Here is a 24,592-nt window from a genome sequence, read left to right on the forward strand (position 1 = left end):
GATAATTAGGTTGAGCCCATTTTATCATTTTTTGTCAGGAAAAAATTCCCTGAATAAAAAGACATAGAATGTGAAAAAATGGGTATCTAAAAGTAATCGGTGAAAATGGAGGGATTTTATGAATAAGATGATGAAGAATGTACTCATGGGTTCACTGGTATCAGCAGGCAGTGCAGCACTGGCTACAACAATCTATAAAAGAAGAAAAAAAGCGAATTTCCCTGTAGATGAAGATATAGATACGAAACATGATTTGAAAGCAGACTTCGAGGAAAGCCCGAATGCTGATTATGAAGAGGAAGAAATCGGCCTTACGAAGCTTGATTCAACTTATCGCTCAGAGTGGCAGGCCAACGGTTTTCCCATGACTCATGCGGAAATGGACCGGCTGGAAGAGGAATCAAGACAGGATTCTTGAACAGCATGAAAAAAACTGCCGTCTGGATACGGCAGTTTTCCTTCCTTCCATGGCGAAAGGCTAACTTATCTCTGCAAGCTGCCTGTTCAGCTCTGCCAATTCGTTTTCCAGATCTTCTAATCTCTTCTCCGATTTTTCCGTATTCCGGCCGACGGATTCCAATTTTTCCAGGTCTCCCTGAATGCGGACATAATCCGACTTGACCTCACTGATCTTGTATTCCAATTCTGCTTTCGTCATCTATGTACCTCACCTTTCAACCATTTTCAATCTCCATTATAACAATTTCAAAAGAGTTTCATGAATGAAATGCTTTTCAAATCTCATCTACTGGATTTCATCTGCCGTTTCCGTTTAGTTACTATGAATGTGACCAGCCCCATGCCAAGCAGGATCATAGACAGCCCTGCCCCATCATGGCAGAGACACGATAGCTCTCTATTAACTGATAAAGGAAAAGAGTCAGCACGATTCCCAGACAGACGAACCCCTTCGCTTTACTTTTTAAAAGATGGTGGAAAAGATAGCCAATGCCCATGAGACCTGAATTAAATGAGCAGTTAAAAGGATCACAGACATTCCAACACCAGTTTCCATTTTCCCCCTCCTTTTAATGGATGCTTTATCCGACAATCATTTATAAAACTAACCAAAAAGAAATGATGATTAGAGTTACTAAACCCGTTATGGACTGAATCCAAATCATCCGCTTGCTTATTCCAGCCTTCCTTTCAAGCTGATAGATGTAGCCATTGGTGAATGCGTATCCAATCATGGACATGGCATATCCTTGTGCATCATAAAGCAAAGTGAAATACCTGATGATTCCCAAACCAGCCATGGTCATTCCTGCAGTACCGAGTATCATTTCGCAATCAAGCTTTTATCCTTCATATTTTAACACCCCTATGCGTTCTCGATATGTTGTTAATTCTTTACCATTAACCATATCCATAAGCCAAAATATCAATTGGGCTGTATCAAAGACCAACCCCTGATAAGGTTCATTTATTCAGACTTTCATCCGTGCCTTGTTGCACCCTTACTTTATTAGACGCTTTTACTAATGGATTAGTTTCGTTCAGGACTAAAACAAAAAGCAGCCCATCTCAGCTGGAATCAATCTTTCAAGCTGAGATGAACTGCTATAGATCTCTACTATTCTGACAACCTTTTTGTGCTCAAGCTGTACCTTTGCAGTATCGATTGTAAAATGGGATCAGCTCCTTCTTCAGTAAATAAATCGAGATCGAGACTGTCCTGCTTCTTCAATTCTTTTACTTCTTTATGGATATTCTCCATCTTGCGGTCCAGTTCGGCTGCGGAGCCGGCTGCTTCCCTTAATTCTGTGGAAAGCCTTTCAGGGATTTCCTTATCATATTTGTAGTAGATTTTGTGTTCAAGACTTGCCCAGAAGTCCATTGCAATCGTCCGGATCTGTACTTCCACATAGACTCTCTCTTCGCGGTCGGATAGGAATACAGGAACCTTTACGATAAGATGCAGACTCTGGTACCCATTCTGTTTGGGGGTGTGAATATAATCTTTCTTATCGATTACTTCGACATCCTTTTGGCGCTCGAGCATGCTGCTCAGCGTGTAAATATCTGAAATGAACGGGCATGTCACTCTGATACCCGCAATATCCTTGATGTTTTCCTTAATCGAATCCAGTGAGAGGTCGATATCCTTTCGAAAAACCTTCTTCAGGATGCTTTCGGGTGCTTTCAGACGTGAATTGGTATGCTCTATCGGGTTGTAATCGTGAATATATTGAAATTCTTCTTTCAAAATATTTATTTTTGTATTCATTTCATCCAATGCAAATTTGTATACCGCTGAGAATCTGGCAAGCTCTGTTTTGAAATTCTTCAGCTGTAGTAGATGGTGCTGTGAAAGTGTTTGCATTCTGTCATTTCCCTTCAAAGTAGATGGTAATTTGTTACCTTTTTCACAAGTTCTATCAGTTATCATGCTCTTCAATCGCAGTTTACTCTCTAAAGCGGTTTTCGTCAATAACGTAAAATTCAGTCAATCCTCTTCCAATCATTGTTAAAACACCAGCTTCCTGTTATAATCAAGCCATTACATAATTGAATAAAGAGGTAATGTCGTGTCTAAGAAAAATTTGCAGTTCTGGTTGATACAAATCCTTTTGATTGTGTTAATTGTATTTGTATCTACGAAAATCTCATTTTTGTTTCATCCTATCACCATTTTTATCACAACGCTGTTTTTCCCGATTTTGATCACACTGTTTTTGTACTTCCTTCTGAACCCGATTGTCAACTACCTTCAGCGCTTCAAAGTGCCAAGGGTTGTGGCCATCCTGATTATTTACGTATTGATCATCGGATTGCTGGTTCTGGCTATTGGCAACATTGTCCCGACAATCACAAAACAGTTCACAGCACTTGCCAATGAACTTCCTAAGTATGCTTCAGAAACAGTCCAGTACTTTGAAAATCTGTCTCAATCTGCAGAGTTCAAAGAGTTCATGAATGAACAGCAGGATCTGTTGGATTCAGCACAAGAAAGATTGGTGGGCTTTGCCAACGACCTTCCTACAATTATTACAGGAAGCTTCCAAAACATCTTAGGGTTGGTTGCCAATATTGCCATCATCCTTGTGACTGTACCGCTCCTTCTCTTCTACATGTTTAAGGATGGCCATAAGTTCCCTGTCGCGGTCTCAAAGTTTTTGCCGGCTGCGTATAGAAAAGAAGCCATGAACATCATGAAGGAAACGGGAAGTACACTGGCCGCCTATATTCAAGGCCAGGTTACAGTCGGCTTGTTTGTCGGAGTCCTTTCGCTGATCGGGTATCTGATCATTGATTTACGATTTGCGTTGGTCTTGGCGATAACTGTTTCTGTCACAAACATAATCCCGTATGTGGGCCCATTGATTGGCGGTGCTCCGGCAGTCATTGTTGGCTTATTCGAATCACCTACAAAAGCCTTTCTTGTCCTGCTCATCCTTGTGATTGCACAGCAAGTGGAAGGAAATATCCTTTCCCCGCTCATTTTAGGAAAAACGCTGGATACCCACCCGGCAACGATCGTCATCCTGTTATTGGCGGCCGGAAATTTAGCAGGCGTGCTGGGAATGATCCTTGCTGTTCCTACTTATGCGGTCACCAAGACCATCATCATTAATTTGGTGAAATTTTTAAAGGCCAAAAAAGAAGCTAAACTCAGAGTTGAACCAGGGCCTGAAGGGTAAAAAAGAGTCCCTTGAACATAAAATGTAACTCGTTCGGTTGAGAGGGAGAAAATGCCTATTTGCTGGTGGTTTTGCCGGTTAAAATACAAAGACTTTTGCAGGCTGTTTTGAAGTGTAATATGTATGAAAAAATTGCCCAAAAAAGAGGAGCTGCCAACGACCTTGCAGCTCCTCACTTCTATTATGCGTTATTTAATAAAGCCCCAGATCGGTTGAACAGCGGGTTTCCCGTTAAACTTTGCATTCTTCAGCAATGAAACCAGGTTCTTTGCTAATTGAGGTTTATAGAGGGAAAAATTCCCCTTAATTAGCAAATAGTATTGAAAACAGCTTAAATAGAGGGAGAATTTCCTCTTATTTGACTCAAAAAACGTGAAAATAGGCAGCTTTGCTTTGTATAAAGGGAAAAACTCCCCTTATTTTCCGCAAAAACCACGTCTACTCTACATCTAACGGTAAAATCTCCCCTTATTTTTTCTATCACTCGTTACTCCCCCTTTCTCTTCCCATCTAGTGTATCTGGCAATAACGAATCCGCGGACAAATTTGTACCATAAAATGCAGACCAGTTTGCAACACCACATACATTTATGCGGTAGTGCAAATTGGCCTGCAAATCAGTATGCCACAATAAGCGAAAAAACTTCAAAACCATTGGTATGCCGATAAAAAAGCCGATACAAAATGCTATGCAAATTGTACCGCAAATTACCTTTCAATTTATTGGTTTCTCCCTCTGTACTGAACGGGTTAATAGAAAATGTTCACGGGGGACTTTTTTATTGTATTGCCTGTTCCTGACTTGACGAATCAGCTGCACCATTATTCTTGCTGCCGTTGAGGAATCAATATCTCAACCTAAAAGGCTATTCCGCACCAAGCTGTGAAGGAAATTTGCAAAAGCCTCTAAACTGTTTGGTCCCGTCTGTCACATGCAACAAGAGACTCAGTTATATCCTTCATTGAAACCGTTTGTCCGACGAACAAAGGCATTAACTTCCCGACAATCGGTCCCTCTATCAGCGTTATTAATAAACTGACTATCACCCACAAAATGAGCATCATCTTCATGGTCACCAGATAAATATTCATGCTAAAACCGCCTTCGAGATCGATAATGACAAGAGGAGTCGTGCGGGAAGGATAGGATAGAAATCACCAAGATCAAGAGGCATCCTTCTCTGCTGTTTCTTGGAAGTCTTGTTTTTGTTTGCCCATATCACTTCTCCCCTTTCTTTCGGTACCTCGTTATTACAGCGGTATCGGGAATCCACTATAAGGGAACGTTTGTGAATGCATTTAAAGTTTACATAATAATATTATGTGTTATAGACTTAAATTCTAGTTGACAGGTCGGAATAGTAAGTTTAAACTTAGAAGTAATAAAAAGGAAATACTTATCCAGAGAGGTTGAGGGACAGGCCCTGAGAAACCTCAGCAGCAGAATCACGGTATAACGTGGGCACTGTGCTAATTCCTGCAGGCAGATTGCTTGGAAGATAAGTTGAGGTTGAAGCACCAAAAGAATGATCTCCCTCTTCTTGTCATTTGATAGATAAATTCATAGGGAGGAATTTTTTTTTTTATGGGTGAATTAAAAGAAACAGTTGAAAACCGGCGAAACGAGTTAATCAGAAAGTTGATTAAATTGGACCAATATAAGACAAACCAAGAGCAGCTTTTGGATTTATCGTTACCCGATCTTGAATATACATTTTACAAAAATCAGTTGAGTGGTCACCCTCATGACAGTATGCAATCCATCCGTTGGAGAAAATAATGTCTAAAAAGACAAATGAACGTGTTCATTTGTCTTTTTTTATGGCTCTTTTCGTAAACTTTGCTGCTACTTAATATGAATCTCAATTACTATTTTGGTCATTCACCGGATAACCCCCTGTGATCAGGAATCTCCCTTTTCCGGGCTCTATTATATTTGTTGGGGTAGGTTTTAAGGCAAAAAAATACACGCAAGCTCCTTAATCTTTTACACTTGAGTTGACTAGAAACAAGACAAAGATAGGAGTTGCGTGTACATGCATTTTAACATGGTTTTACCTGGATTAGAAGAGGTTAGGATTTTGAAAGCTGAGGAAATAGGGGAGGCATACCACCTGCATATTGAATTGCCCAAAAGGAAACATATGTGTCCTGCTTGTGGTGATCAAACGACCAAGGTACATGATTATCGTCTTCAAAAGATTCAACACCTTAAGCTCTTCGAAAGGACTACTTACTTGTTCTATCGAAGACGGAGGTACAGCTGCCACTGCGGCAAACGCTTTGCCGAAGATAATCGTTTTGTCCAACGGTATCAACGACATACCATTGAATGGAACCAAGCCTTAGGCCTCCGGGTGATTCAAGGGAAGAACTTCAAAGATACAGCCTGCCAGTTCCGCACATCTCAGGCCACAGTAATCAGGCGTTTTGATCATATTTCTGCCTCTCAGTTAAAAGAGGTTGAAAAGCTCCCACCTGTGATTGCGATCGATGAGTACAAAGGAGATACCAATGCAGGAAAGTACCAGTTAATTATAGCTAACGGGGAGACTAGAGAGCCATTGGATATACTTCCAAACCGCTCAGTAAGCACCATTAAGAAATACCTTCGGGAAAAGGGTTCAGAAGTTCAATTGGTCGTGATGGATATGAGCCATGCCTTTAAATCTGCGGTTCAAAAAGCATTGGGTTCGCCTATTATTGTGGCGGACAGATTTCACTTTTCCCGCTATATCCATTGGGCTTTAGAACGCGTGAGAAGGCGTGTCCAAAAAGATTTTCATCCATATGACCGCAAGAAATGTAAAAGAATGAAGCACATTTTTCATAAGCCATATAGCCAATTAAATGATCGGCAACACTGGTATTTAGAAAGGTATCTTGGTTTGTCTGAAGAGCTGCGCACAGCTTTTGCGTTAAAAGAAGCCTACAGGTTATGGTTTGAAGAGGCGAAGGAAATTGGTACGTCAGCTCCCAATAAGGTTAAAGAGGGATTGTACAACTTTTACCGACAGGTTGAAAATTCAAGCTTAAAGGAGTTTCACCAGGCTATTCAGACCTTAAAGAACTGGCAGACTGAAGTATTAAATAGCTTTGCCTTCAACTATAATAACGGTTTCGTCGAGGGATTAAACAATCAAACGAAGGTCATTAAAAGAAATGCCTTTGGGTTTAGACGATACGACCGTTTTAGACTTAGAGTACTATTGCATCACCAATTTAAATCAAAAGGAATTAATGTGGGATAAGGAGCGAGTGCTCCTACCCCAACATTTGACGTAGAACCCTTTTCCGAGGGGAAATCCATGGTATACAGGGGAAAAATCCGGCTCTTGGAATTTGTCCAAAAACAGCCTTTTTTAATTATCTGCCTGCCTCCCGCCTCCCATTCAATCTTGCTAATAGATTTCAGTTATGAATGTATATTAAAATAATCCTGATTCCCCCTGTGCATGTTTATTCCAATCGTGCCAACAATAATCCTGAACGAAGAAAGGAGATCCATCATGAAACTTTCTGGGAATACAATCCTTATTACAGGCGGAAGTGCAGGAATCGGCCTGGCTTTTGCCCAACGGTTTTTGGATGCTGGAAATAAAGTGATTGTTTGCGGCCGCCGTGAGTCAACATTGAAGAAAGCCAAAGAAAAACACCCTGAACTTATTACCCGTGTGTGTGATATTTCGAAGGAGCCCGACCGCACAGCCTTGTTTGAATGGGTAACAGAACACCATCCCGAAGTGAATGTACTGGTCAATAATGCTGGTATCCAGCAGCGTTTTCATGTATTAAGAGCTGAAGCAAAGACGGATTGGGATTATTTTAAGAATGAAATCACCACTAACATTGAAGCTCCCTTTCATCTATCCATGTTGTTTGCGCCGCTATTTGCAAAACAAACAGAGGCTGCGTTCATTAATGTCACTTCAGGGCTGGCGTTCACACCGATGGCCATTGCGCCGATATATTCGGCCACTAAGGCAGCATTCCATTCATTCACAATGAGCTTGAGACACCAGCTTTCTGATACTTCGGTGGAAGTCATCGAGGTAGCCCCTCCTGCTGTCAATACTGATTTAGGCGGTGCGGGGCTGCATACCCAAGGCGAGCCGCTGGATGATTTTGCTGATGGTATTTTTTCGGGGTTAAAAGAAGGCAAATGGGAAATAGGTTATGGTTCATCCGCAGAGCGGTTACGAATGTCGCGGGATGAAATTGATGTATATACTAAGAAAATGTACGATGCCATGAAAGACAGTATTGAATAGCGCCTAGACACCAAAAGGACAATCCCCGGGGATTGTCCTTTTTATATTCCAAATCAAGATAAGATTTTCTTTCTACTAAATAAATTATCCGCAAGTTTTCTTCTTTTCATAATCTCCCGCGTTTTCAACTTCAAAGCCGGATAGAACATGATTAGATGAAATCTAGATGCACTATTCAACATGGAAACATCAAAAAGGCTTTCCATAATCCAATGCATACTTATTTCATTATAAATTCCCGAACATTCATTCTGCAGCTTGGATGTTCAGGATATGTTGCTGCCTGGGATGCATCTTTTCCCCTCACAAAACAAGGATTAGAGGTTGCGTGATAAGCAGCCTCCCTTTAGTAATTTATGACAGCAATTGCTTTCATGCTGAAGAAGCCATTCCTTTCTCCCGATCCCCCCTGCATATCCTGTCAACTTCCCATTTGAGCCGATAATTCGGTGGCATGGGACCACAATGCTTAATTTATTTCTTCCATTGGCACTTCCTACAGCTCTGTACGCTTTCTCCTTGCCTATCCCTGCTGCAATATCATTGTAGGCAGCTGTTTGGGCATATGGTATTTTTGTAAGGGCGTTCCATACAGATAATTGGAATGCGGTTCCACTTTGAACGTAAGGAAATGTAAATTCCAAGCGTCTTCCTTTAAAATATTCATCCAGTTCATCCAGGCAGCGTTTAAGGACTTCAGGAATTTGATCATGTACGCGCTGGATTTCTTGAGTGCGTTCTGTAAATTCTATTGATCTAATAAAGTCGTGGCAGCTTGAAACCTCAATTAGTCCGATTGGCGAACTGTAATCAGCCTGATAAATTGATTCACTCATATAATGACCTCCACAGATAAAAGACTGCGTATGCTTCCCAACCCTTCCAATTTTCAGCCATTTTTTCAATCTCGATGATGGCGGGTTTACCTTCTATTCCTTTTTGCAGTCTGATTGCATTATGAAGGCCGACATCAGCTTTCGGAAAGGCCCGGGGGTGGTGTAAGCATTTCATCATTACATAATCAGCGGTCCAATCACCTATACCCCTTACTTTCTTTAACGTCTCCTTTAGTTGCGGATAATCATCACCCTGAAGCAGGTTGTTTTTCGTTATAAGCCCTGCTTTCATCAATTTGGCGATTCCGATGATATATTCTGCCTTTCTGTTGGTAAACTGCAGTTTTCTTAAATCTTCTACATCTATTTCCGCTATTCCAGCAGGCTCAGGATATAACCAATACGTCCTTCCTTCAAAGTCTATGCATTCACCATATTGTTCAACAAAACGTTTCTTCAGGGTATAAGCAAAAGTCAGATTGATTTGCTGTCCAATTACGGCCCATGTCATAGCTTCGAATAAATCAGGAATACCGATGATCCGCAAACCGAAATGTTTCTGGGAGATTTTCTGGAGGATTTCATCACTTTCTGCCATTTGGTAGAAATCTTTCAACTCGCGATTGATATCTAACCATTCCATGATAAAGGCTGCAGCTTTCTCCCTTAGCCTTGGATGTGGCTTGCTGATAGGAAATTCCACTATAATTGAATGGGGTGTTGCCTTCATTTTCAATAAAATTCGGTGGCCGTCTTCCTTAATCAGCTTATAAAGAAACCCATCTTTGACTTGATGCAGCACTTCTTGATCAGACCTTTCAAGAAAGACCAGACATTCCTTGAAGCTGAATTCGGCGGGAGGGAATAGTTCAATGAAAGACCCCCCCATCCCTCCAATTCATTGGTAATCTCCTTTTCTTATGGCATTCCGATATTCAGTTGGGGAGCATCCTTTCAATCGCCGGAATACCTTATAAAAGTTGGAAGCGCTTTGAAATCCAGCTTCATAACAGATATCCAGATTCGTCCCAGGGGTGTTCTTCAGCAAACTCGCTGCTTTATCCACACGTATTTTTTCCAAATAACTGCGCGGAGTTTCTGATGTTTCCTGTTTGAACAGCCGCTCCAAGTGAAAAATACTGATACCTGCATGTTCAGCAATGTCTTGTAATTCCAGCCTCTGATTATAATGCACCACTAAGAATGCGCTGATCTTCCTGACAAGTTCAATATGGGGAGAAAGATCAGATTTTGGCTGGCATCTTTTACAGGCACGATACCCTGCCGTTTCTGCTGCTTCGATTGTATTGAAGAACTCAACATTTATTTTCTTGGGTTTCCTTGACCTGCAGGAAGGTCGGCAGAATATTTTGGTTGTCTTTACAGCGGTAAAAAACAAGCCGTCATACTTGCTGTCACAGGCAAGGATTTTCTCCCACATCTCCTCGAAAGAGAAGGGTAAGGCTGCATCCATTCCATTCATGCCCCTTTCACGTTTTATTATCTAGTTGAACTTATCTCTCATTTTATCAAAACGGGCGAAGCCATTCGTCCTCATTCTTGCTCTTATGGTCTTTAATAGTAAAAAGAGAAATCACTTTGATTTCTCACGAAACTATTTGGAATCACCGGCATGTTATCAGCATCATGCGAATCGGATATCTCTTACTATTATTTCACTCACTCTGGATTGGACCCCAATAATAGTAATGGATTAAATGGGATTCCGTTTTCTTTCATTCCCTCTTTTAAAATTTCCGGTTGCCTTAGCCATGATTAATTGTATTTCTGTCTCATTGCTGCTAGAGGTGACTTTTGAGAGAAACTTTTTGCGTCTATTCCTTTTAAAATTTTCACCTGTTTTCCAAAATAATCCACGAATACGGTGTCTCTTTATTTACACGATAGGTGAATGGGGTTTCATTCAAGCGGTCTCTTTTATCGATATTTGTCATTTCTATTTAATGGTCCATCCTTTCATTTCAATACAGGTTCATACTAGCATCAGAATAGTTAGAGAATAAGTTATAAATATCATGAAGCGAAAGGTTTGTTAGTTTTATGGTAAGCCCTCGCAATAATGGGCCGCAACAAAAGTGGAGAAAAAAATCAGCGTTAAACCAACAAAAAGAACGCCCGTCTTTTAAACAGGCACTCCCATTTTTTTCTACGTTATTTTCAGATTATCTTTTCCATACGATTCCTTCTACTCATACAGACTTTTCGGTAATGACCTTACCAGCCGTCCACCTTGGTGCAAACAATCCTGTGTATATAAGAACTGTACCGAACATCACAATGACCCCGATGTAAACAGACATCATGGTTGGCATAAGGAATGCCCCGATTATGATGCTGCTTCTGGCAATGAGGTCGGCTCCACTGAATGATAAATTGGAAAAGGCCGAGTATGAACCTCGTTGATCACTTGGAATCATGTTTGCCTGCTCGGCATTTCGGATCGGGGAATAAATCAATTCACCCAATGTCGCAATCAAGTTGAAAGCGATCAACATATACCAAGTGCCAGCCGAGGTGACTGTCACATAGCCAATTCCATAGAGAATAAGGCCGATCAGCAAAGCCTTCTTTTTATCAAATCGATCGGTGAAGCGATTAACAATGAAGGTAAAGCAGACAACAAGCAGCATATTTTCGATATTCAATATACTCAACATCCTGACACCGACAATGTCAAAATGACCGATGCGAACAGCTTCAAAGGTCTCCGCCAGCCGGATTCCTATATAGCTGTTCAGTGAAAATTCCGCTGCGAAAATGAAGGTGGATCCAGCCACAACTTTGACAAACGCTGAGTCCCTTAGTGCCACCCGGTAGTTATTGATCAAGTCAATGAACACATTTTGATGTTTCTTCTGCAGCTGATCCTTGAACTTGTCCTGCAGCCAGATTCCATAGGCAATCGGAATCATGGTGGAGGTGAAAGTCAGCATCATGAAAAGTTCCTTCTGGTGATTCAGGTACAAGAGTCCGCCAAGTGCGGCTCCTATGGCCATCGATAAATTAATAAGCCAATAATCCAAAGCATAAACGGCTTTTCTGTTTTCAGGTGTAGTGGAATCAATAATGATCGCATGCATCGCCGGACGGCCGAGGCTGCTGGTGATGATGAAGCCTATGTAAGCAGTTCCGAAAAGCCAAATCAGTTTAGTTTGTGGAAACAAGCTGATCGTCATGGTCAAGAAAAACAACGCATTTAACCATGAAGTGCTTAACAGGACCTTTTTCCGTGGGAACCGGTCAGATATATAACCTCCCACCAAGTTGATGGCGAACCCAATGACAACCGTGATAATCAAGAAAGCCCCTGCCCAAATTTTATTCATTTCCTGTGCAAAGAATAATGCCATGAACGGCATAACAGCTGATGAAACAGCCCGGTTGAAAAATGAAGTAATCATTCTTACTTTTATATTTCTCGGTAATTCCTTCCATTTCATGTTGTTCCCTCCCCTTGTTTACTGTATATTAAACTAGACGAAATGTTATAAAAATAGACAAATGTCAAAATGATGTCCACTTTTGGGGAGGTTTTCCAATGGATAATAAATTACTGACACTTTGGAGGTACTATCCTTCCGGCAGCATAAAAATTGAAGAAATTTCCCAGACCCTTCAGTTAAGCCATAAGCAGACAACGCGCTATCTGAGAAAGTGGGATGAACAAGGCTGGATTGCTTTCACGCCTGGACGGGGACGGGGGAATGTCTCAACACTGAAATGGAAACAGGAAGTGGAGACCGTTTTCGAAAAAGAAGCGTTGAAAAAAATTGGACAGGAGCCGGTGGAACGCAGCAGCAAATACTTATTATATAACTGGTCCACAGACAGCAAAATGAGATTGATGAATAAGTTTCAGACAAAATTGGGGTTTGTCCAGGAATCAAAGGACAAGCTGATTGTACCTAAAAGATATCCATTCTTCTCGATTCATCCTCTTGAAGCAGCCGATGTTTTCAGTGCCCACTTGGTGGCGAATGTATTCAACCGCCTTGTCTCTATGAACGAGGAAGGAACCTTCATTCCTGAACTCGCTCACAGTTGGGACTCCTCTCCTGCTAAAGTGCGGATCTATCTCAAAAAGGATGTAAAATTTCATGACGGCTCCCTCTTGACTGCCCATCATGTTGCCGATTGTCTGGAGAGACTCCGGGATCATAAGCATTATAAAGAACTATGGTCTCCTGTTAAAAATATTGAAGTGAAATCTTCGTTAATTCTTGATATTCATCATCCTGATGGCTGCAGCTATATTTTGCCGCTTCTCAGCATGATGTGCGCGAGTATTTATAGGGAAACAAAGGACCGCTTCCTTGGTACAGGCTGTTTTTCCCTTGAGGAAAATAGTGAACAGAAAACCACTCTCACAGCCTTTTCGGAACACTTTCAAGAGCGTCCATTGCTTGATTCTGTAGAGTTTGTCCAGGTCCCGGCAGATTTCAAAGGAATCTATCATTCTCAAAATGAGAAAAGCAGGTCTTCATCGGTTGAGGTCGAAAGTGATTCAGGGTTTGGTATTGTTGTTATGAACAGTACCCGTAATTCAGCCATCAAACGGAAAGAGGTTCGGGATTACCTTCATTGGGTAATTGCTAAGAACAGGCATTCCATTCAGGTCTGCAATCCCCGCCTTCTGCCAAACAAGAAAAGTGTCAGGGTCGGCAAAGACCACTGCATCACAATTCATGAAGTGGATCGTCCGGATATTATTGAGCCGATGATCATTCGTGGTGCCAGTCACACAGCAAAAGCGACAGAGTGGCTCTTTGATATTTTAGTGAGTGAAGATATACCAGTTGAAATCAAGTGGTTCTCGTTCGCTGATACATTAACCAAACAATCCGAAACATTAGATGTCGACTTGTTCGTCCATGGTGAGATCTTTGAATCCAATCAGGAATTTTCGTTTTATTACTTCCTGAAAAATGGATACTCTCCTCTTTCCCCTATTTTGAAGGAATACAGAGAGTTTGATAGGCTGCTTGATAGCTACCTTCATACTGAATTCGAGGCATGGCCGATGCTTAATTCAGAAGTTGAACAAAAATTAATCGAACAATCCATCATGATCCCGCTTTATTATGAAAAAAGATTCATCCCATTCTCATCGGACATCATGAATATCGAGTTCAAGCATTTTGGGTATGTTGATTTTTCAAAATTGTGGGTGCGGCCACAAGTTTGATAAGAGAAGTTTTTTTGCAGTGAGGGTTTCTGTAGAGGAATCAGCCCTCAATCTGATAGCTGTACGGTATGATGACTCCATCCACGACCGCAAGGAGGATTCTCTCCCCCTGCTTTGCATTTTCCCCGCCGGCTTCATAAATCTCGGTTCCAACGGGGAGAATGCTGGAAGCACCATCTTTAAACTCCCTGTGATCCATTGTTTGGTTCTCTATTTTCACTATCATGGTTCCCAAGCTGTATTCTTGGGTGCTTTCTCTTTCGCTCTTTTGATAAATCACACCCTTCCACTGGAAAATGTCCGCTTTTTCATTGGCGGCCAGATATTCTTTGGCGGATGGGTCAGATGATACCGTAGATAGGGTGCTGTCGTTTGAACAAGCTGCCGTCATTAAAAGTAAAGCAGTAAGTATTATAAATCTGGTTTTTTTCAGATTGATCCCTCCCCTTTTTTCTTATTTTTACATATTGGACGTTATCCTTTCTGGAAAGTTACAGGTTCCGCTGGTTGTTATGAAACTATTTTTCTATCTGCTTCGTATTTTATAGTAAGAAAGGAGTTTGGAACATGCCTAATGCAAGTGAGCCATTACCTCCACATTTTAATGAACATACAAGACCACACCCTTTGTACTTTTTAGTTATCCCTTCCTTTTGCAGTATTGTCAGTATCGCAGCTCCATTTGAATCCAAGCCCTTTACGATTGCCGCAGCCATTGTTTTGGCCATGCAGTTTTTATTCGCCATTTATATATGGCTTTTAAACCCAAGGAGCAAGCGAATGTATAACTTTTTTCTTATCATCACGACCGTGCTCACATCTGTCATTTGTTTGATACCTGGGCTGAAGATTTCTTTTGGACCTTTTTGGACAGCCTTTCTACTAATCTATTGGCTGATTTTCTTCTTTGTTTCCTTTTGTGGAGAAAGGTTTTTTCCATCCAGAAAGTTTCCGATGGGGTTCATTATCATCATCTGTTCTCTCTTCATTATTCTTGGCAGGGTTGTAAGTAACGGAGCTGCAGGACCTGATGGTACGGTGTATGTTTCACTTCTTGATGACGAACACATACTTGTTACGCTATTTGGCAAGGAGATCGGATGGGATTTGGCTGCCTATTTATACAGTATAACGATGTCGTCATTCCTTTTGATGTTTTCAAAAACGGTAAAGACAATAAGAAGTGAACTGGATATATAAAATCGAAAATAATTGTAAAGGCGGGTAAAAATGAAGAAATGTATGGTATGTTTTTTAGCATTATCGCTCCTATCAGGCTGCAATCCACCTTCCCAAACTGCATCAGAAGGTCTGTTTCAATATAAAGATTCCTATACAGGAGACAGCGGTGCGGTTGGAAGCATAGCCAGGGCATTATCCAAACCGGACGGGGAACAGTTAAAAGGATTGGAGCTTCAAACAACGGAGGAACCGTACGGAATTATTTTAAACTATTCCCCTGCTGAATTAACGGAAGAAAGCATTACCGATTACCGTGAACTGTCTCTTTATAATGCCGGCATCCTACTTGCTTTGGTTAAAAATGCCGATTGGGTTCAATTCAATTACGTTGAAGAGGAATTAAAGGTGGGGCGTGAAGAATTGGAAAACTGGCTTGGAACGAATTTACGGGAGTTCAATAGTGAAGAAGAACTGAGGAGTTTTCTGCAGGGTCATCTTGAAGATGAAGGAAAAGTCAGGTCGTTTTTTGAGTAGTTTCATATAAGGGCATATGCCGCTTGAAGGCACGTGCCTTTTTCGTAGTGAATATGTGCTGGAAATGTCAATCAATGAATGTTCGGTTTCAAACGCCGCCTTTCCAGCTCAAAGTGAGAGCAGCGGGTCTCCCGCATCACTCTCCTGCAACTTACAAACCAAAAAGGAGAGAGGCTGCAGCCTTCTCTCCAATACCCTTATGAAACTGCTTTCTGTTTTCTCTTTCCTCTAAAACGATTAAATACCAAGTACAGCATGGGTACTAGCAACAGTGTAAAGATTGCTGAAAACAAGATTCCGGAAATGATCGTGACAGCAAGTGGAGTGAATAGTGCATCCCCGTTTACAGCGACAGGGATCAGCGCGACAATGGATGTCAGTGCAGTCAATAGGATTGGGCGCAGTCTTGTACGGCCCGCTTCAATAACGGCTTGTTTAACGTCCATATCCCCTTTCCGCTGCTCAATGAACTCAATCAGCACTATCGAGTTCCGCACGACAATACCGGTCAGTGAAACCATACCCATAACACCAAGGAAGCTTATCGGTGTCTGTGTAATAAATAGTCCCAAAATCGCTCCGGCAATGGCCAGGTAAACTGCAACAAGCACCAGGAATGGTAGTGATAAGGAGTTGAATTGCAGCGCGATCAACAGATATACGAGGAAAATGACGATCGTGAATAAGATAATGATTTCTGAGAAGAAACGATCCTGGGCTTCATTCTCTCCGCCCAGTGTTATATTGTATTCCTTATCCAACCCGTCTTTCGCCTCATCGACAATATGCTGGACATTCGCTTCATATCCTTCTTCGTTTTCCGGAAATGCCCTGATTGTAATGGCGCGTTCGCCGTCCTTATGTGGAATTTGCTGAACTTCTTGTTTTTCCTTAACATCGACAAGCTGATCCAGTGAAACAAAAGCTGGCGGTACTGCAGGATCAGTACTTGCTGCGGGAAGCTCCAAAGCAGAGAGGTCAACATCTTCTTCATTCCCTTCCAGCACAATGCTCATATTCCTCTTCGTGATACCATTGTCAAAGGATTTCATTGGAATCCCTTCGGTAGCCAAACGGATTTGTTCACTAATTTGATTGATAGTGATCCCGTTCTCCTCCAATGCCCTGCGGTTTGGAGAATATTCTATAGTAGAAGCCATTTCACCTACATTATCAACGACTAGATTTGTTTCCAAATCGTCGATATCATTCTTGATTATGTCCCTTAATTCAAGAAGTTTCTCCAGTTCCGGACCGGATACAGTTACCGTCACCGGCGCACCAGCCGGAGGCCCTTGCTGGATCGTTTCCATAAACAATTCCGCATCCGGGAATTCTCCGCGCAGTTTTTCAGTCCAGTCATCGATCAACCCTTGAGCCGTCTGGTTTTCCCGGTCGACACGAGCAACGATCTGCCCGGTATTGGAACCGGCATTTGATAAAGAACTGTTAAACAGGTTCGGAAGTCCAGTTCCTGCAAATACACTGGTTTCATGAACCCCTTCGTCTGATTTCAACATGACTTCCATTTCCCTAAGAGTGTCAGCTGTTTCTTCAAGGGTCGTTCCGATAGGTAGAGTTATATCGATCGTCACCTCTTCACGGTCAGCTGATGGGAAGAACTCAAAAGGTGTTAACACTATTAGCCCAAAGATGGCGGTTGTGAATACCAAACCGATAATCGATGTGATCAAGGGCCTTTTAGAAAACTTCTTCAGGATGGTATCTGCATAGAAATCAGCCAGTTTATCAAGTGGTTTTCCTAAGAAACCTGGAGAATCTGAGATTTTCTTGCTTGTTTTACTATATAAAAGATAGCGCATCACTGGTACGAAAATCAGGGCAACCAAAGTGGAAGCGATGATGGTAGTAATCAAGACGGCAGGCAATGCCCGGATGAATGCACCGTTTCCGCCTGACAGGAAGATCAGCGGCAGGAAGGTGAACACGATCGCAAACGACGAGGTCACGATGGAAACCCAGATTTCCTTAACCCCTGTGATGGCTCCTGCGAGTGCCCCATCGCCAAGCTTATATCTTCTTTGTATATTATCATTCACGACGATTGAATCATCGACCAGGATACCGAGTGCGATGATGGCACCGATGACGGATATCTGGTTCAGGTCCACTTCAGCAAAGGGCAGTGGAATCAAGCCCATCAGTACCGAAATCGGAACGGCAAGCGCAACAACAAATGCACCGGATCCTGTTAATCCAAGAGAAGTGGTGATGACTACTGCTGCTACTGAAATGGCCAGCGACATAAATAGCCCATCAAATATATCATTTACCAGGTTTGCCTGAGAATAATAAGGAACCAGTTTGATTCCATCAGGAAGCCCTTCGGCAAGCTCCTCGACCTTGTCACTGACTCTCTTATCGACGGAAGGGATATCTTCCCCTGACTGGACAAAGGCTGTGAACGAAACAGCAGGTTTTTGTTCAAAGGTAATCAGATCTTTTCCCTCTTTTGGAGAAATTTCTATGGTGGCGATATCACCTAAGAATACTGAATTACCTTGAGGGCTTTTCCCTACAAATACTTTATTCATCTCATCGATCGTTGTATAATGATCGACAGTTAATTGAACGACTTTTTTATCAATTTCCTGTTTTCCCAAAGGAGCAGGGTGAAATTCGTCATTGATGGCGGTCATTACACTGCCGGCGTTTAAGCCTGCTTCTTTGAGAGAACCGGGTTGAAGCTCTATGACGATTTCCTCTTCAGGAAGTCCCTTCACCTTCACTCCTTCTACACCGGTTAACTCTTTTACCTCATCGCTCCACCGGTCCATTTCACTTCTTAATTCCTCAAGGTTTTCACGATTGTCGCTCGTCAGCTGATAAGAAACAATCGGCATTTGGACTGTGGACTCCTTGATTTCTGTGTCAAATACTTCCTCAGGAAAGGCAGTTGAAGTATCTGAAACTGCCTGGCGCACATTGCTGAACACCTCTTTTTTGTCTGCACCGTCCTCAACCTCTACAATGATAGAAGAGAAACCTGCAGCTGAAGAAGAGTTCAGTTCACTGATTCCCTCAATGGACTGAAGGGAATCTTCAATGGGATTGGTAACAGTCCTTTCGACTGTTTCAACTGCTGCTCCTGGATAAACAGTCGATACAGTGCCGATATTGACCTCCGTTTCAGGGATTTCCCGCTGTGGGAGTTGTAAAAAAGTAAAGACACCAATGATCACAGATAACAAAGCAAAAATAAGCGTGATTTTGGACCGTTTCAGAATAGCTTTTAACATGGATAAACCTCCTTTGATAATTTTCGACTCACGGGTCAAATCACCTTACGTTAGTTACTAATAACTTTAATATAACAGCGGTTCATTTGGTTGACTCATTAGTCATTTTACATGGAATCTTGGTGTAGTCAAGGATTAATGTGCCGTGTTTGCAAAGCAGCCCCGATCTTGGTCAAAAGCCCTTGTTTAAAACATAGCTACAATTCAATCGGACTAAAAAATTTCTTCTGAAGTGCACAGGTATGCTGGTAATAAAAGAGCTGCCTCACTGTTGAGAGAGAATATGTATAGTAGCCACGAGAAAGATCCGGCTCTTTGGATGAGCCGAAGCAGCAGTCTATGAGAAATCAGCCTAACCAAAAGACCAAAACGCTGATCTCCATTTTCCAAACTTGACGGAATAGTATGTTATAATGATGTGATTTGCTACACTTTTATACTAGAATGGGAATGAAAGAAGGTGAAGTAGATGAATAAACGGAAGGCAATCCTTGAAGCAGCAGTTGAACTTTTTGCCGAACAGGGCTATTCACAGACTTCCATGCAGCAGATTGCCGACAGCATCGGCATCTCGAAAGGTTCGTTGTATTCATTTTTTCACTCCAAAGAGGATTTAATCATATCGATCTATGAACATTATCAGCAGCTGGTGTTCGAGCGCGCATATATTGTGGGTCTCGATGCGAATATGCCTGGAGAAGCACGGCTGGCAAAGCAGTTCCAGGTCCAATTTGAAGGAATCCTGGAATACAAATCGTATATGAAGATGCATATGAGAGGCGATTCTGCTAAGAACAGCGACAAACTCTCTGCGATGGAGCACCGCATGAGAGGAAGGTTATTCAGCTGGCTGGAACACAACCTCCTTCAGTTGTATGGAGATAAGATAACCCCTTATAAGTGGGATCTTATGTGGATGACACAGTCGATCTATACTTCCTATATGATGCTCCTCATTTCGACGGAAAGCGGACTGTCTCCTGGAGAACTTGGAGAACACATCGTCAGACAAATTTCCATACTGGCTGATGATTTCTTTGTTGGGAATAGCACTCCTCTTCTCAACGACGAAATCATGCAGCCCTTTTCCGTGAATATGGACCGGGAAGGTGCTTTCATCTCCTTTGAAAAACGTGAAAAAGCATGGAAAAATCTTTATGCAAAGATTGATGCATTGCCGGAGAAATCTGGTGACTACATTCGTGCTGCAGACCGCATTTCAGAAGAATGCCGAAAATCCAAGCCAGATGAGCTGGTTATCAAAGGCATGTTCAAACTGCTGGCAGATGCTAAAGAACTTGAAAAAGAAGCAGTGGAATTAGAGCGTGAATTATTTTCCTGAGGTTTGAAAAGTGAATATCTGCCAATTTGAAAAAAGCTCAGAGTTTCATTGCTCTGAGCTTTTTTACTTCCAGTTTATAGCTATTTCTTTTTTGTGAGTTCCCAATTACGATTCTATCCATGCCTTTTTTGATTTTTATCCGATAGAGCACCATCCTGGGTCCTGCCTCGAAAAGTGCTAGTGAGGTATCCTTGATTCTGCAAAGAATTGCATTACATAGTAACCCCGGTCTCCTCCATGAGAAGAGAAGTGATCTTCTCCTATATGGAAAAAGGTTCCAATGGTGTTCAAGCAGTTCTTCATCCTCTAATCTTTCGTCCTTTTTATAATGAAACTGGAACAACCCAAGAGTATAGCTGAAACCAATTGCTTCTTTTTCCTCCTATGATAATTATTTCAATATGACACCCTTATTGCAGGCGCGCCTTTCATTTTCTTGGATAGCCGGGGTGTGATATCCCAATAATAAGAAAGGGTAAAATTAAATGTAGGGGTGATATTATGAAGAAAGGCAATCAAGCTAAAGGCACAGTGATGAATCCGGCACTATCCGGCACTGATCCACAGAAGGTAAAACAAGAAATTCAAAAGGATGTCAGCCGGGGTCAAGGGGATATTACTTCCCGGGAAGCCGGTGGCTATCGGGACTAAAACCACTTCGAGTGGTTTTTTTGTTTAGTTTCTTATAGGTGCCCGCTGCTAATATCAAAGAAGAAAATTCAAGCCAAACACTGGAGATTATAAAAGTCTTCCTTCCATCGACCGGGGTCAAATCAAGCGGTCCCTGATGGAATTTTTTCATATACGCTTACAGATGAAAGAAGTATTTAAAATCTTGTCCATAACTACCCTCTCTATGTTCCCGTATGGATATCCAATTTTGAAAGTTGGTTTTTTTTCCATCGCTGTATGTCCCGGCTATTTTGCTAAGTGGCAAATTGATGATGAAGTTTTTTTACTGTTATCCTTGCTTCCATTTCGATCCCTCCAAAAAGGATGATGAAAATTCCTTTCACTATTTACAAACTTTGTTGCTATATAACATGGAGGTCATAAAATATGACCTTCATTCATCTGAAATACCTTGGTAACCACGAGAAAAGAGCTGCTTTCTTTATCGGGTAGAAACCCAGATGCCAGAAGGGGAAATCCGGCTGATGGAATTTTTCCCAGAGCGAAAGTATATGTGAAAACCTTATCTAAAAAATTTAAAACTTCATACTTCCCTCACATTTGCCTGTTATTATGGACAAGTCTTAAATTCTTGTCTTTTAAAGGAGAAAGAAGTATGGAGCTTGCAAAAAAAATCAAAACAGCCACTCAAAACAGGAAACAAACTGATTCATCTCTTTACCGGACGGTTTGGAGATGGCATTTCTATGCCGGAATCATTTTTGCCCCCTTTCTTGTGATTCTGGCGGTCACAGGTTCGATCTATTTATTTAAACCACAGATTGAACAAGTGATATATAAGGACTATTTTGAAGTTGTTCCTCAGGAAAACAGAGTCTCAGCATCACAGCAGATCGAAGAAGTACAGCGGCTCTATCCGGACGCAGTAGTTACTAAATACCGTCCTGGTGAAAAAGCATCCCGCTCCAGCGAAGTAGTTATCACAGACAATGGTGAGTCCCTCACTGTCTTTATGGACCCTTATACCGGACGTTCCATCGGGTCATTAAATAATAAAGATCGGATCATGGATAAAATCGAAGAATTCCACGGTGAGTTAATGGCAGGCACAACGGGTGACAGAATCGTTGAATTAGCTGCTTGCTGGGCGGTTGTTTTAATCGTGACAGGGGCCATTTTATGGTTTCCTCGAAAAAAAGAGAAGATCTTTGGCGTGTTCATCCCCAGGTTTATGAAAGGAAAAAGGACTTTCTTAAGGGATCTTCATGCAGTCCCGGCTTTTTGGATATCAGCAGGGATGTTGTTTTTGATCATGACAGGTCTTCCCTGGTCTGGTTTCTGGGGAGCCCATTTTCAAACGATGGCCACCAATTCCGGTGCCGGCTATCCCCCGACGATTTGGTCTGGAAACGCACCAAGTTCAGCAATTCAAACCAAAGACGTTGCAGATGTACCTTGGGCTGCAGAAACACTGGAGGTTCCTAAGTCTGAAATGGAGGGGCTCGTCCCTGCCTCCATCGATGATGTCATGAGCATTGCCAATCGGGAGGGTATAGATCCTGGCTACACGATCAGTATTCCAAGTGAAAAAGAAGGAGTGTACACCATTTCAGCCTATCCTCCAAAAGCGCAGGATGAAATTACGATGCATGTGGATCAATATTCAGGGGCGGTATTGACAGATTACCGATACGATCACTATGGTTTTGTGGGAAAACTGGTTGCCTTGGGAATCACCCTTCATAAAGGGACCCAGTTTGGCTTCATCAATCAACTGTTCAGCCTATTCATCTGTCTTGGCATCATTTTGGTGGCTGTGAGCGGCTTCTTCCTATGGCTGAAGCGTAAACCGAAAAAGGATATGGGTGCACCAAAAGGTCCGCGGATTTTTAAAAAGAAACCCTTTCTATTCACAATGATTGCATTGGGATTCGTATTTCCGTTGGTCGGACTGTCGCTCATCATCGTCTGGGTCATTGACGGGTTCATTATTCAACGCATACCATCGGTCAAGCGGTTTATGGATGCATAATTATAGAAAAAGGGAGTCAAATGGATATGAAAAAAATCGTCATACTCCTCCTCTTGGGAATCAGTGTGGTAGGAAGTGCATGTTCACTTAATGAAGAGGCTGCTGAATTATATCGCAAGGAGCAGCCCCTTAAGGCAGACATCATCCTCCCTGCAGATTTTTCCGATCCAGGTGAAGAAAGCATTGAGGTTGCATTAACACAGAATGGTGGGAAAATAGAAAACCCAGACTATGTTCATTTTGAAGTGTGGAAGCAGGATGGCTCCCTCCACTTCCCTATGGAAGAAGCTGAAGCCGTTGGGGGCGGGATTTACCGTATCTCAAAACAATTCGATCAGGACGGACTATATTTTGTCCAAGTCCATGCTGCCAATGACGGATCAATCATTATACCGAAGAAACAATTCATTGTCGGTGAGCTGTCAAAGGGCGAACTCGAATTCCTGCAAAAAGGAGCAAAACCCGATACCCCTGTGGAAGAGCATCATCATTAAGCTAACCTGTTTTCAAAACGTGTAATTCAGATGCGGATTACACGTTTTTTATTTTGAAACTCCGAGTGCAATATGGTTGAACGGTATAGGTTCAACTAGTTCTGCTTTTAACCCGTTACTTTTAAATCAACAACCCTCGTGTATTCAATATCTTTTGTACCCTTACATTTTCGCCTCTGAAAGAATAAACCATCGCTATGGAATGGAAATTGACAACCACTTCCCAGATGAATAACACAATCCCCTTACGATATCTTGACAAAAATAGATGGCCGAACCCAGGGAAAGATGGACTCCACCAGTCGATGATATTGGGGTTCTACAGTGGATTGGAGTGGTTCCCATGATACTGAGATGCCCCGGTATCTTATAATATCTTTTTACCCCTTTGTGACTTCCATATGCTTCCTACTTTTCCTTGATAATCTGCTTTTATTTCAACACCCTCGTAAGTCGCAATATAAATTTAAGTTTGATACGAATGTTATTAAGGGTATGAATGTAGTAAAGAAACTTATAGGAGGAATCTTTATGAATCAAAAGACCAAGAACATTCTGATCAGATCCGCTGTATCAGCCGGAGGCGCTGCCTTAGCCACAGCGGTTTATAAAAAGAAAAAAAGTGACAAATTCGAAGTAGATGAAGATGCCAACCTGATGCAAAGTGAAAAATACGATGAGATGGAAAGTGTTGATGCTGACAAGTCTGATGCAGAAAAAGGGCTTTCAGAACTTGATCACACCTACCGTGAGGAATGGCAGGCAAACGGGTTCCCGCAAACTCATGCGGAAATGGAAAAATTGAAAGAAGATGAAGATAAGTAAGAATTGGTCCCCCTTTTGGAATAGGGGGACTTTTTGTGCTTTCGGTTAGGCGGCTTCTTTTGAAACAAAGATTAAAGGGTTCGTTGAATCAAACCTCCTCAGAGTCGTCATAGTCGCAGCGGAAACCGTCTTGCTGAGCCAGCGGGGATTCTACCACTTTGTTTTCCTGAAGCTTCTGTAGCACTTTTTGATATTGAAAGACAGCATGGTGATCAGCCGTATGGGCAGTTGCTGTTTTTAATGCTTTTTTGATGATTGCCTCGTCTTCGGAGCTGAAATTCATGAAAGGTTTTCCTCCTTTTTTTAATGGCACTTTGTTATCTTTGCAGCTGC

At 41.9% G+C, this 24,592-nt stretch carries 24 protein-coding genes, 1 pseudogene and 1 riboswitch; of the genes and pseudogenes, 13 read left to right on the forward strand and 12 right to left on the reverse strand.

Annotation, left to right across the window (positions count from 1 at the left end):
- Window positions 1–118: 118 nt before the first annotated feature.
- Window positions 119–418: a hypothetical protein gene (locus tag AC4E8A_RS11090; RefSeq protein ID WP_490198557.1), complete on the forward strand. Its 300-nt coding sequence runs from the start codon at window positions 119–121 to the stop codon at window positions 416–418.
- A gap of 60 nt (window positions 419–478) precedes the next feature.
- On the opposite strand, the gene AC4E8A_RS11095 is transcribed toward AC4E8A_RS11090, so the two are convergent.
- The 3 genes from AC4E8A_RS11095 to AC4E8A_RS11105 all read right to left on the reverse strand — a co-directional run bounded on the left by AC4E8A_RS11095 (window position 479) and on the right by AC4E8A_RS11105 (window position 2,326).
- Window positions 479–658 (reverse strand): SE1832 family protein, encoded by a 180-nt coding sequence (locus tag AC4E8A_RS11095; protein ID WP_490198558.1) that lies wholly within the window; start codon window positions 656–658, stop codon window positions 479–481.
- A 397-nt stretch (window positions 659–1,055) separates the two neighbouring features.
- A complete protein-coding gene (locus tag AC4E8A_RS11100; RefSeq protein WP_490198559.1) occupies window positions 1,056–1,286 on the reverse strand; it encodes a hypothetical protein in 231 nt (76 codons plus the stop codon).
- A gap of 290 nt (window positions 1,287–1,576) precedes the next feature.
- Complete coding sequence (locus AC4E8A_RS11105) at window positions 1,577–2,326, reverse strand: GTP pyrophosphokinase (RefSeq protein ID WP_490198560.1); 750 nt, start codon at window positions 2,324–2,326, stop codon at window positions 1,577–1,579.
- A 205-nt stretch (window positions 2,327–2,531) separates the two neighbouring features.
- Between AC4E8A_RS11105 and AC4E8A_RS11110 the strand changes: the two genes are divergently transcribed.
- The gene (locus AC4E8A_RS11110; protein WP_490198561.1) at window positions 2,532–3,644 is read left to right on the forward strand and encodes an AI-2E family transporter; all 1,113 of its coding nucleotides are present in this window, start codon (window positions 2,532–2,534) and stop codon (window positions 3,642–3,644) included.
- 906 nt (window positions 3,645–4,550) lie between these two features.
- On the opposite strand, the gene AC4E8A_RS11115 is transcribed toward AC4E8A_RS11110, so the two are convergent.
- Window positions 4,551–4,736, reverse strand: coding sequence for a hypothetical protein (locus AC4E8A_RS11115; RefSeq protein ID WP_490198562.1), 186 nt, complete (start codon window positions 4,734–4,736; stop codon window positions 4,551–4,553).
- A 302-nt stretch (window positions 4,737–5,038) separates the two neighbouring features.
- A riboswitch (SAM riboswitch) is annotated at window positions 5,039–5,150 on the forward strand.
- A 79-nt stretch (window positions 5,151–5,229) separates the two neighbouring features.
- Between AC4E8A_RS11115 and fbpA the strand changes: the two genes are divergently transcribed.
- The 3 genes from fbpA to AC4E8A_RS11130 all read left to right on the forward strand — a co-directional run bounded on the left by fbpA (window position 5,230) and on the right by AC4E8A_RS11130 (window position 7,915).
- The gene (fbpA, locus tag AC4E8A_RS11120) at window positions 5,230–5,424 is read left to right on the forward strand and encodes a Fur-regulated basic protein FbpA (protein WP_490198564.1); all 195 of its coding nucleotides are present in this window, start codon (window positions 5,230–5,232) and stop codon (window positions 5,422–5,424) included.
- A 250-nt stretch (window positions 5,425–5,674) separates the two neighbouring features.
- A complete protein-coding gene (locus tag AC4E8A_RS11125; RefSeq protein ID WP_490193842.1) occupies window positions 5,675–6,895 on the forward strand; it encodes an ISL3 family transposase in 1,221 nt (406 codons plus the stop codon).
- Between the two features lie 258 nt (window positions 6,896–7,153).
- Window positions 7,154–7,915 (forward strand): SDR family oxidoreductase, encoded by a 762-nt coding sequence (locus AC4E8A_RS11130; protein ID WP_490198565.1) that lies wholly within the window; start codon window positions 7,154–7,156, stop codon window positions 7,913–7,915.
- A 317-nt stretch (window positions 7,916–8,232) separates the two neighbouring features.
- On the opposite strand, the gene AC4E8A_RS11135 is transcribed toward AC4E8A_RS11130, so the two are convergent.
- The 5 genes and pseudogenes from AC4E8A_RS11135 to AC4E8A_RS11155 all read right to left on the reverse strand — a co-directional run bounded on the left by AC4E8A_RS11135 (window position 8,233) and on the right by AC4E8A_RS11155 (window position 12,212).
- A complete protein-coding gene (locus AC4E8A_RS11135) occupies window positions 8,233–8,751 on the reverse strand; it encodes a methylated-DNA--[protein]-cysteine S-methyltransferase (RefSeq protein WP_490198567.1) in 519 nt (172 codons plus the stop codon).
- Window positions 8,744–9,640 carry a DNA-3-methyladenine glycosylase family protein gene (locus AC4E8A_RS11140; protein ID WP_490198569.1) on the reverse strand — a complete coding sequence of 299 codons (897 nt, stop codon included), beginning with the start codon at window positions 9,638–9,640 and terminating at the stop codon, window positions 8,744–8,746. Before AC4E8A_RS11140 ends, AC4E8A_RS11135 begins: the two co-directional genes overlap by 8 nt.
- 9 nt (window positions 9,641–9,649) lie before the next feature.
- Window positions 9,650–10,225, reverse strand: coding sequence for a bifunctional transcriptional activator/DNA repair enzyme AdaA (locus AC4E8A_RS11145; RefSeq protein ID WP_490198570.1), 576 nt, complete (start codon window positions 10,223–10,225; stop codon window positions 9,650–9,652).
- Between the two features lie 240 nt (window positions 10,226–10,465).
- Window positions 10,466–10,706: pseudogene (locus tag AC4E8A_RS11150) on the reverse strand (hypothetical protein).
- 255 nt (window positions 10,707–10,961) lie between these two features.
- Window positions 10,962–12,212 carry an MDR family MFS transporter gene (locus AC4E8A_RS11155; protein ID WP_490198571.1) on the reverse strand — a complete coding sequence of 417 codons (1,251 nt, stop codon included), beginning with the start codon at window positions 12,210–12,212 and terminating at the stop codon, window positions 10,962–10,964.
- 98 nt (window positions 12,213–12,310) lie between these two features.
- Here AC4E8A_RS11155 and AC4E8A_RS11160 point away from each other — a divergent pair, with 98 nt between their 5' ends.
- Window positions 12,311–13,957 (forward strand): ABC transporter substrate-binding protein, encoded by a 1,647-nt coding sequence (locus AC4E8A_RS11160; protein ID WP_490198573.1) that lies wholly within the window; start codon window positions 12,311–12,313, stop codon window positions 13,955–13,957.
- Between the two features lie 40 nt (window positions 13,958–13,997).
- Here AC4E8A_RS11160 and AC4E8A_RS11165 read toward each other — a convergent pair whose 3' ends face one another.
- A complete protein-coding gene (locus AC4E8A_RS11165; protein ID WP_490198575.1) occupies window positions 13,998–14,237 on the reverse strand; it encodes a hypothetical protein in 240 nt (79 codons plus the stop codon).
- A gap of 287 nt (window positions 14,238–14,524) precedes the next feature.
- Here AC4E8A_RS11165 and AC4E8A_RS11170 point away from each other — a divergent pair, with 287 nt between their 5' ends.
- Both AC4E8A_RS11170 and AC4E8A_RS11175 read left to right on the forward strand, forming a co-directional pair.
- Window positions 14,525–15,157 carry a hypothetical protein gene (locus AC4E8A_RS11170; RefSeq protein WP_490198576.1) on the forward strand — a complete coding sequence of 211 codons (633 nt, stop codon included), beginning with the start codon at window positions 14,525–14,527 and terminating at the stop codon, window positions 15,155–15,157.
- Window positions 15,158–15,187: 30 nt separating this feature from the next.
- A complete protein-coding gene (locus AC4E8A_RS11175; protein ID WP_490198578.1) occupies window positions 15,188–15,673 on the forward strand; it encodes a DUF4825 domain-containing protein in 486 nt (161 codons plus the stop codon).
- A 197-nt stretch (window positions 15,674–15,870) separates the two neighbouring features.
- On the opposite strand, the gene AC4E8A_RS11180 is transcribed toward AC4E8A_RS11175, so the two are convergent.
- The gene (locus AC4E8A_RS11180) at window positions 15,871–18,933 is read right to left on the reverse strand and encodes an efflux RND transporter permease subunit (RefSeq protein WP_490198579.1); all 3,063 of its coding nucleotides are present in this window, start codon (window positions 18,931–18,933) and stop codon (window positions 15,871–15,873) included.
- A gap of 469 nt (window positions 18,934–19,402) precedes the next feature.
- On the opposite strand from AC4E8A_RS11180, the gene AC4E8A_RS11185 reads away from it, so the two are divergent.
- The 5 genes from AC4E8A_RS11185 to AC4E8A_RS11205 all read left to right on the forward strand — a co-directional run bounded on the left by AC4E8A_RS11185 (window position 19,403) and on the right by AC4E8A_RS11205 (window position 24,259).
- The gene (locus AC4E8A_RS11185) at window positions 19,403–20,275 is read left to right on the forward strand and encodes a TetR/AcrR family transcriptional regulator (RefSeq protein ID WP_490198581.1); all 873 of its coding nucleotides are present in this window, start codon (window positions 19,403–19,405) and stop codon (window positions 20,273–20,275) included.
- A gap of 501 nt (window positions 20,276–20,776) precedes the next feature.
- Window positions 20,777–20,926, forward strand: a complete 150-nt coding sequence (locus AC4E8A_RS11190) for a hypothetical protein (protein WP_490198974.1) — start codon at window positions 20,777–20,779, stop codon at window positions 20,924–20,926.
- A gap of 637 nt (window positions 20,927–21,563) precedes the next feature.
- A complete protein-coding gene (locus AC4E8A_RS11195) occupies window positions 21,564–22,940 on the forward strand; it encodes a PepSY-associated TM helix domain-containing protein (RefSeq protein ID WP_490198583.1) in 1,377 nt (458 codons plus the stop codon).
- 26 nt (window positions 22,941–22,966) lie between these two features.
- Entirely contained in the window at window positions 22,967–23,434 is a 468-nt protein-coding gene (locus tag AC4E8A_RS11200; RefSeq protein WP_490198584.1) for a FixH family protein, read from the forward strand.
- 531 nt (window positions 23,435–23,965) lie between these two features.
- Window positions 23,966–24,259, forward strand: coding sequence for a hypothetical protein (locus AC4E8A_RS11205; RefSeq protein WP_490198586.1), 294 nt, complete (start codon window positions 23,966–23,968; stop codon window positions 24,257–24,259).
- Between the two features lie 88 nt (window positions 24,260–24,347).
- On the opposite strand, the gene AC4E8A_RS11210 is transcribed toward AC4E8A_RS11205, so the two are convergent.
- A complete protein-coding gene (locus tag AC4E8A_RS11210) occupies window positions 24,348–24,542 on the reverse strand; it encodes a hypothetical protein (protein WP_490198587.1) in 195 nt (64 codons plus the stop codon).
- Window positions 24,543–24,592: the final 50 nt, after the last annotated feature.

Source organism: Bacillus sp. SRL337 (assembly GCF_984799155.1).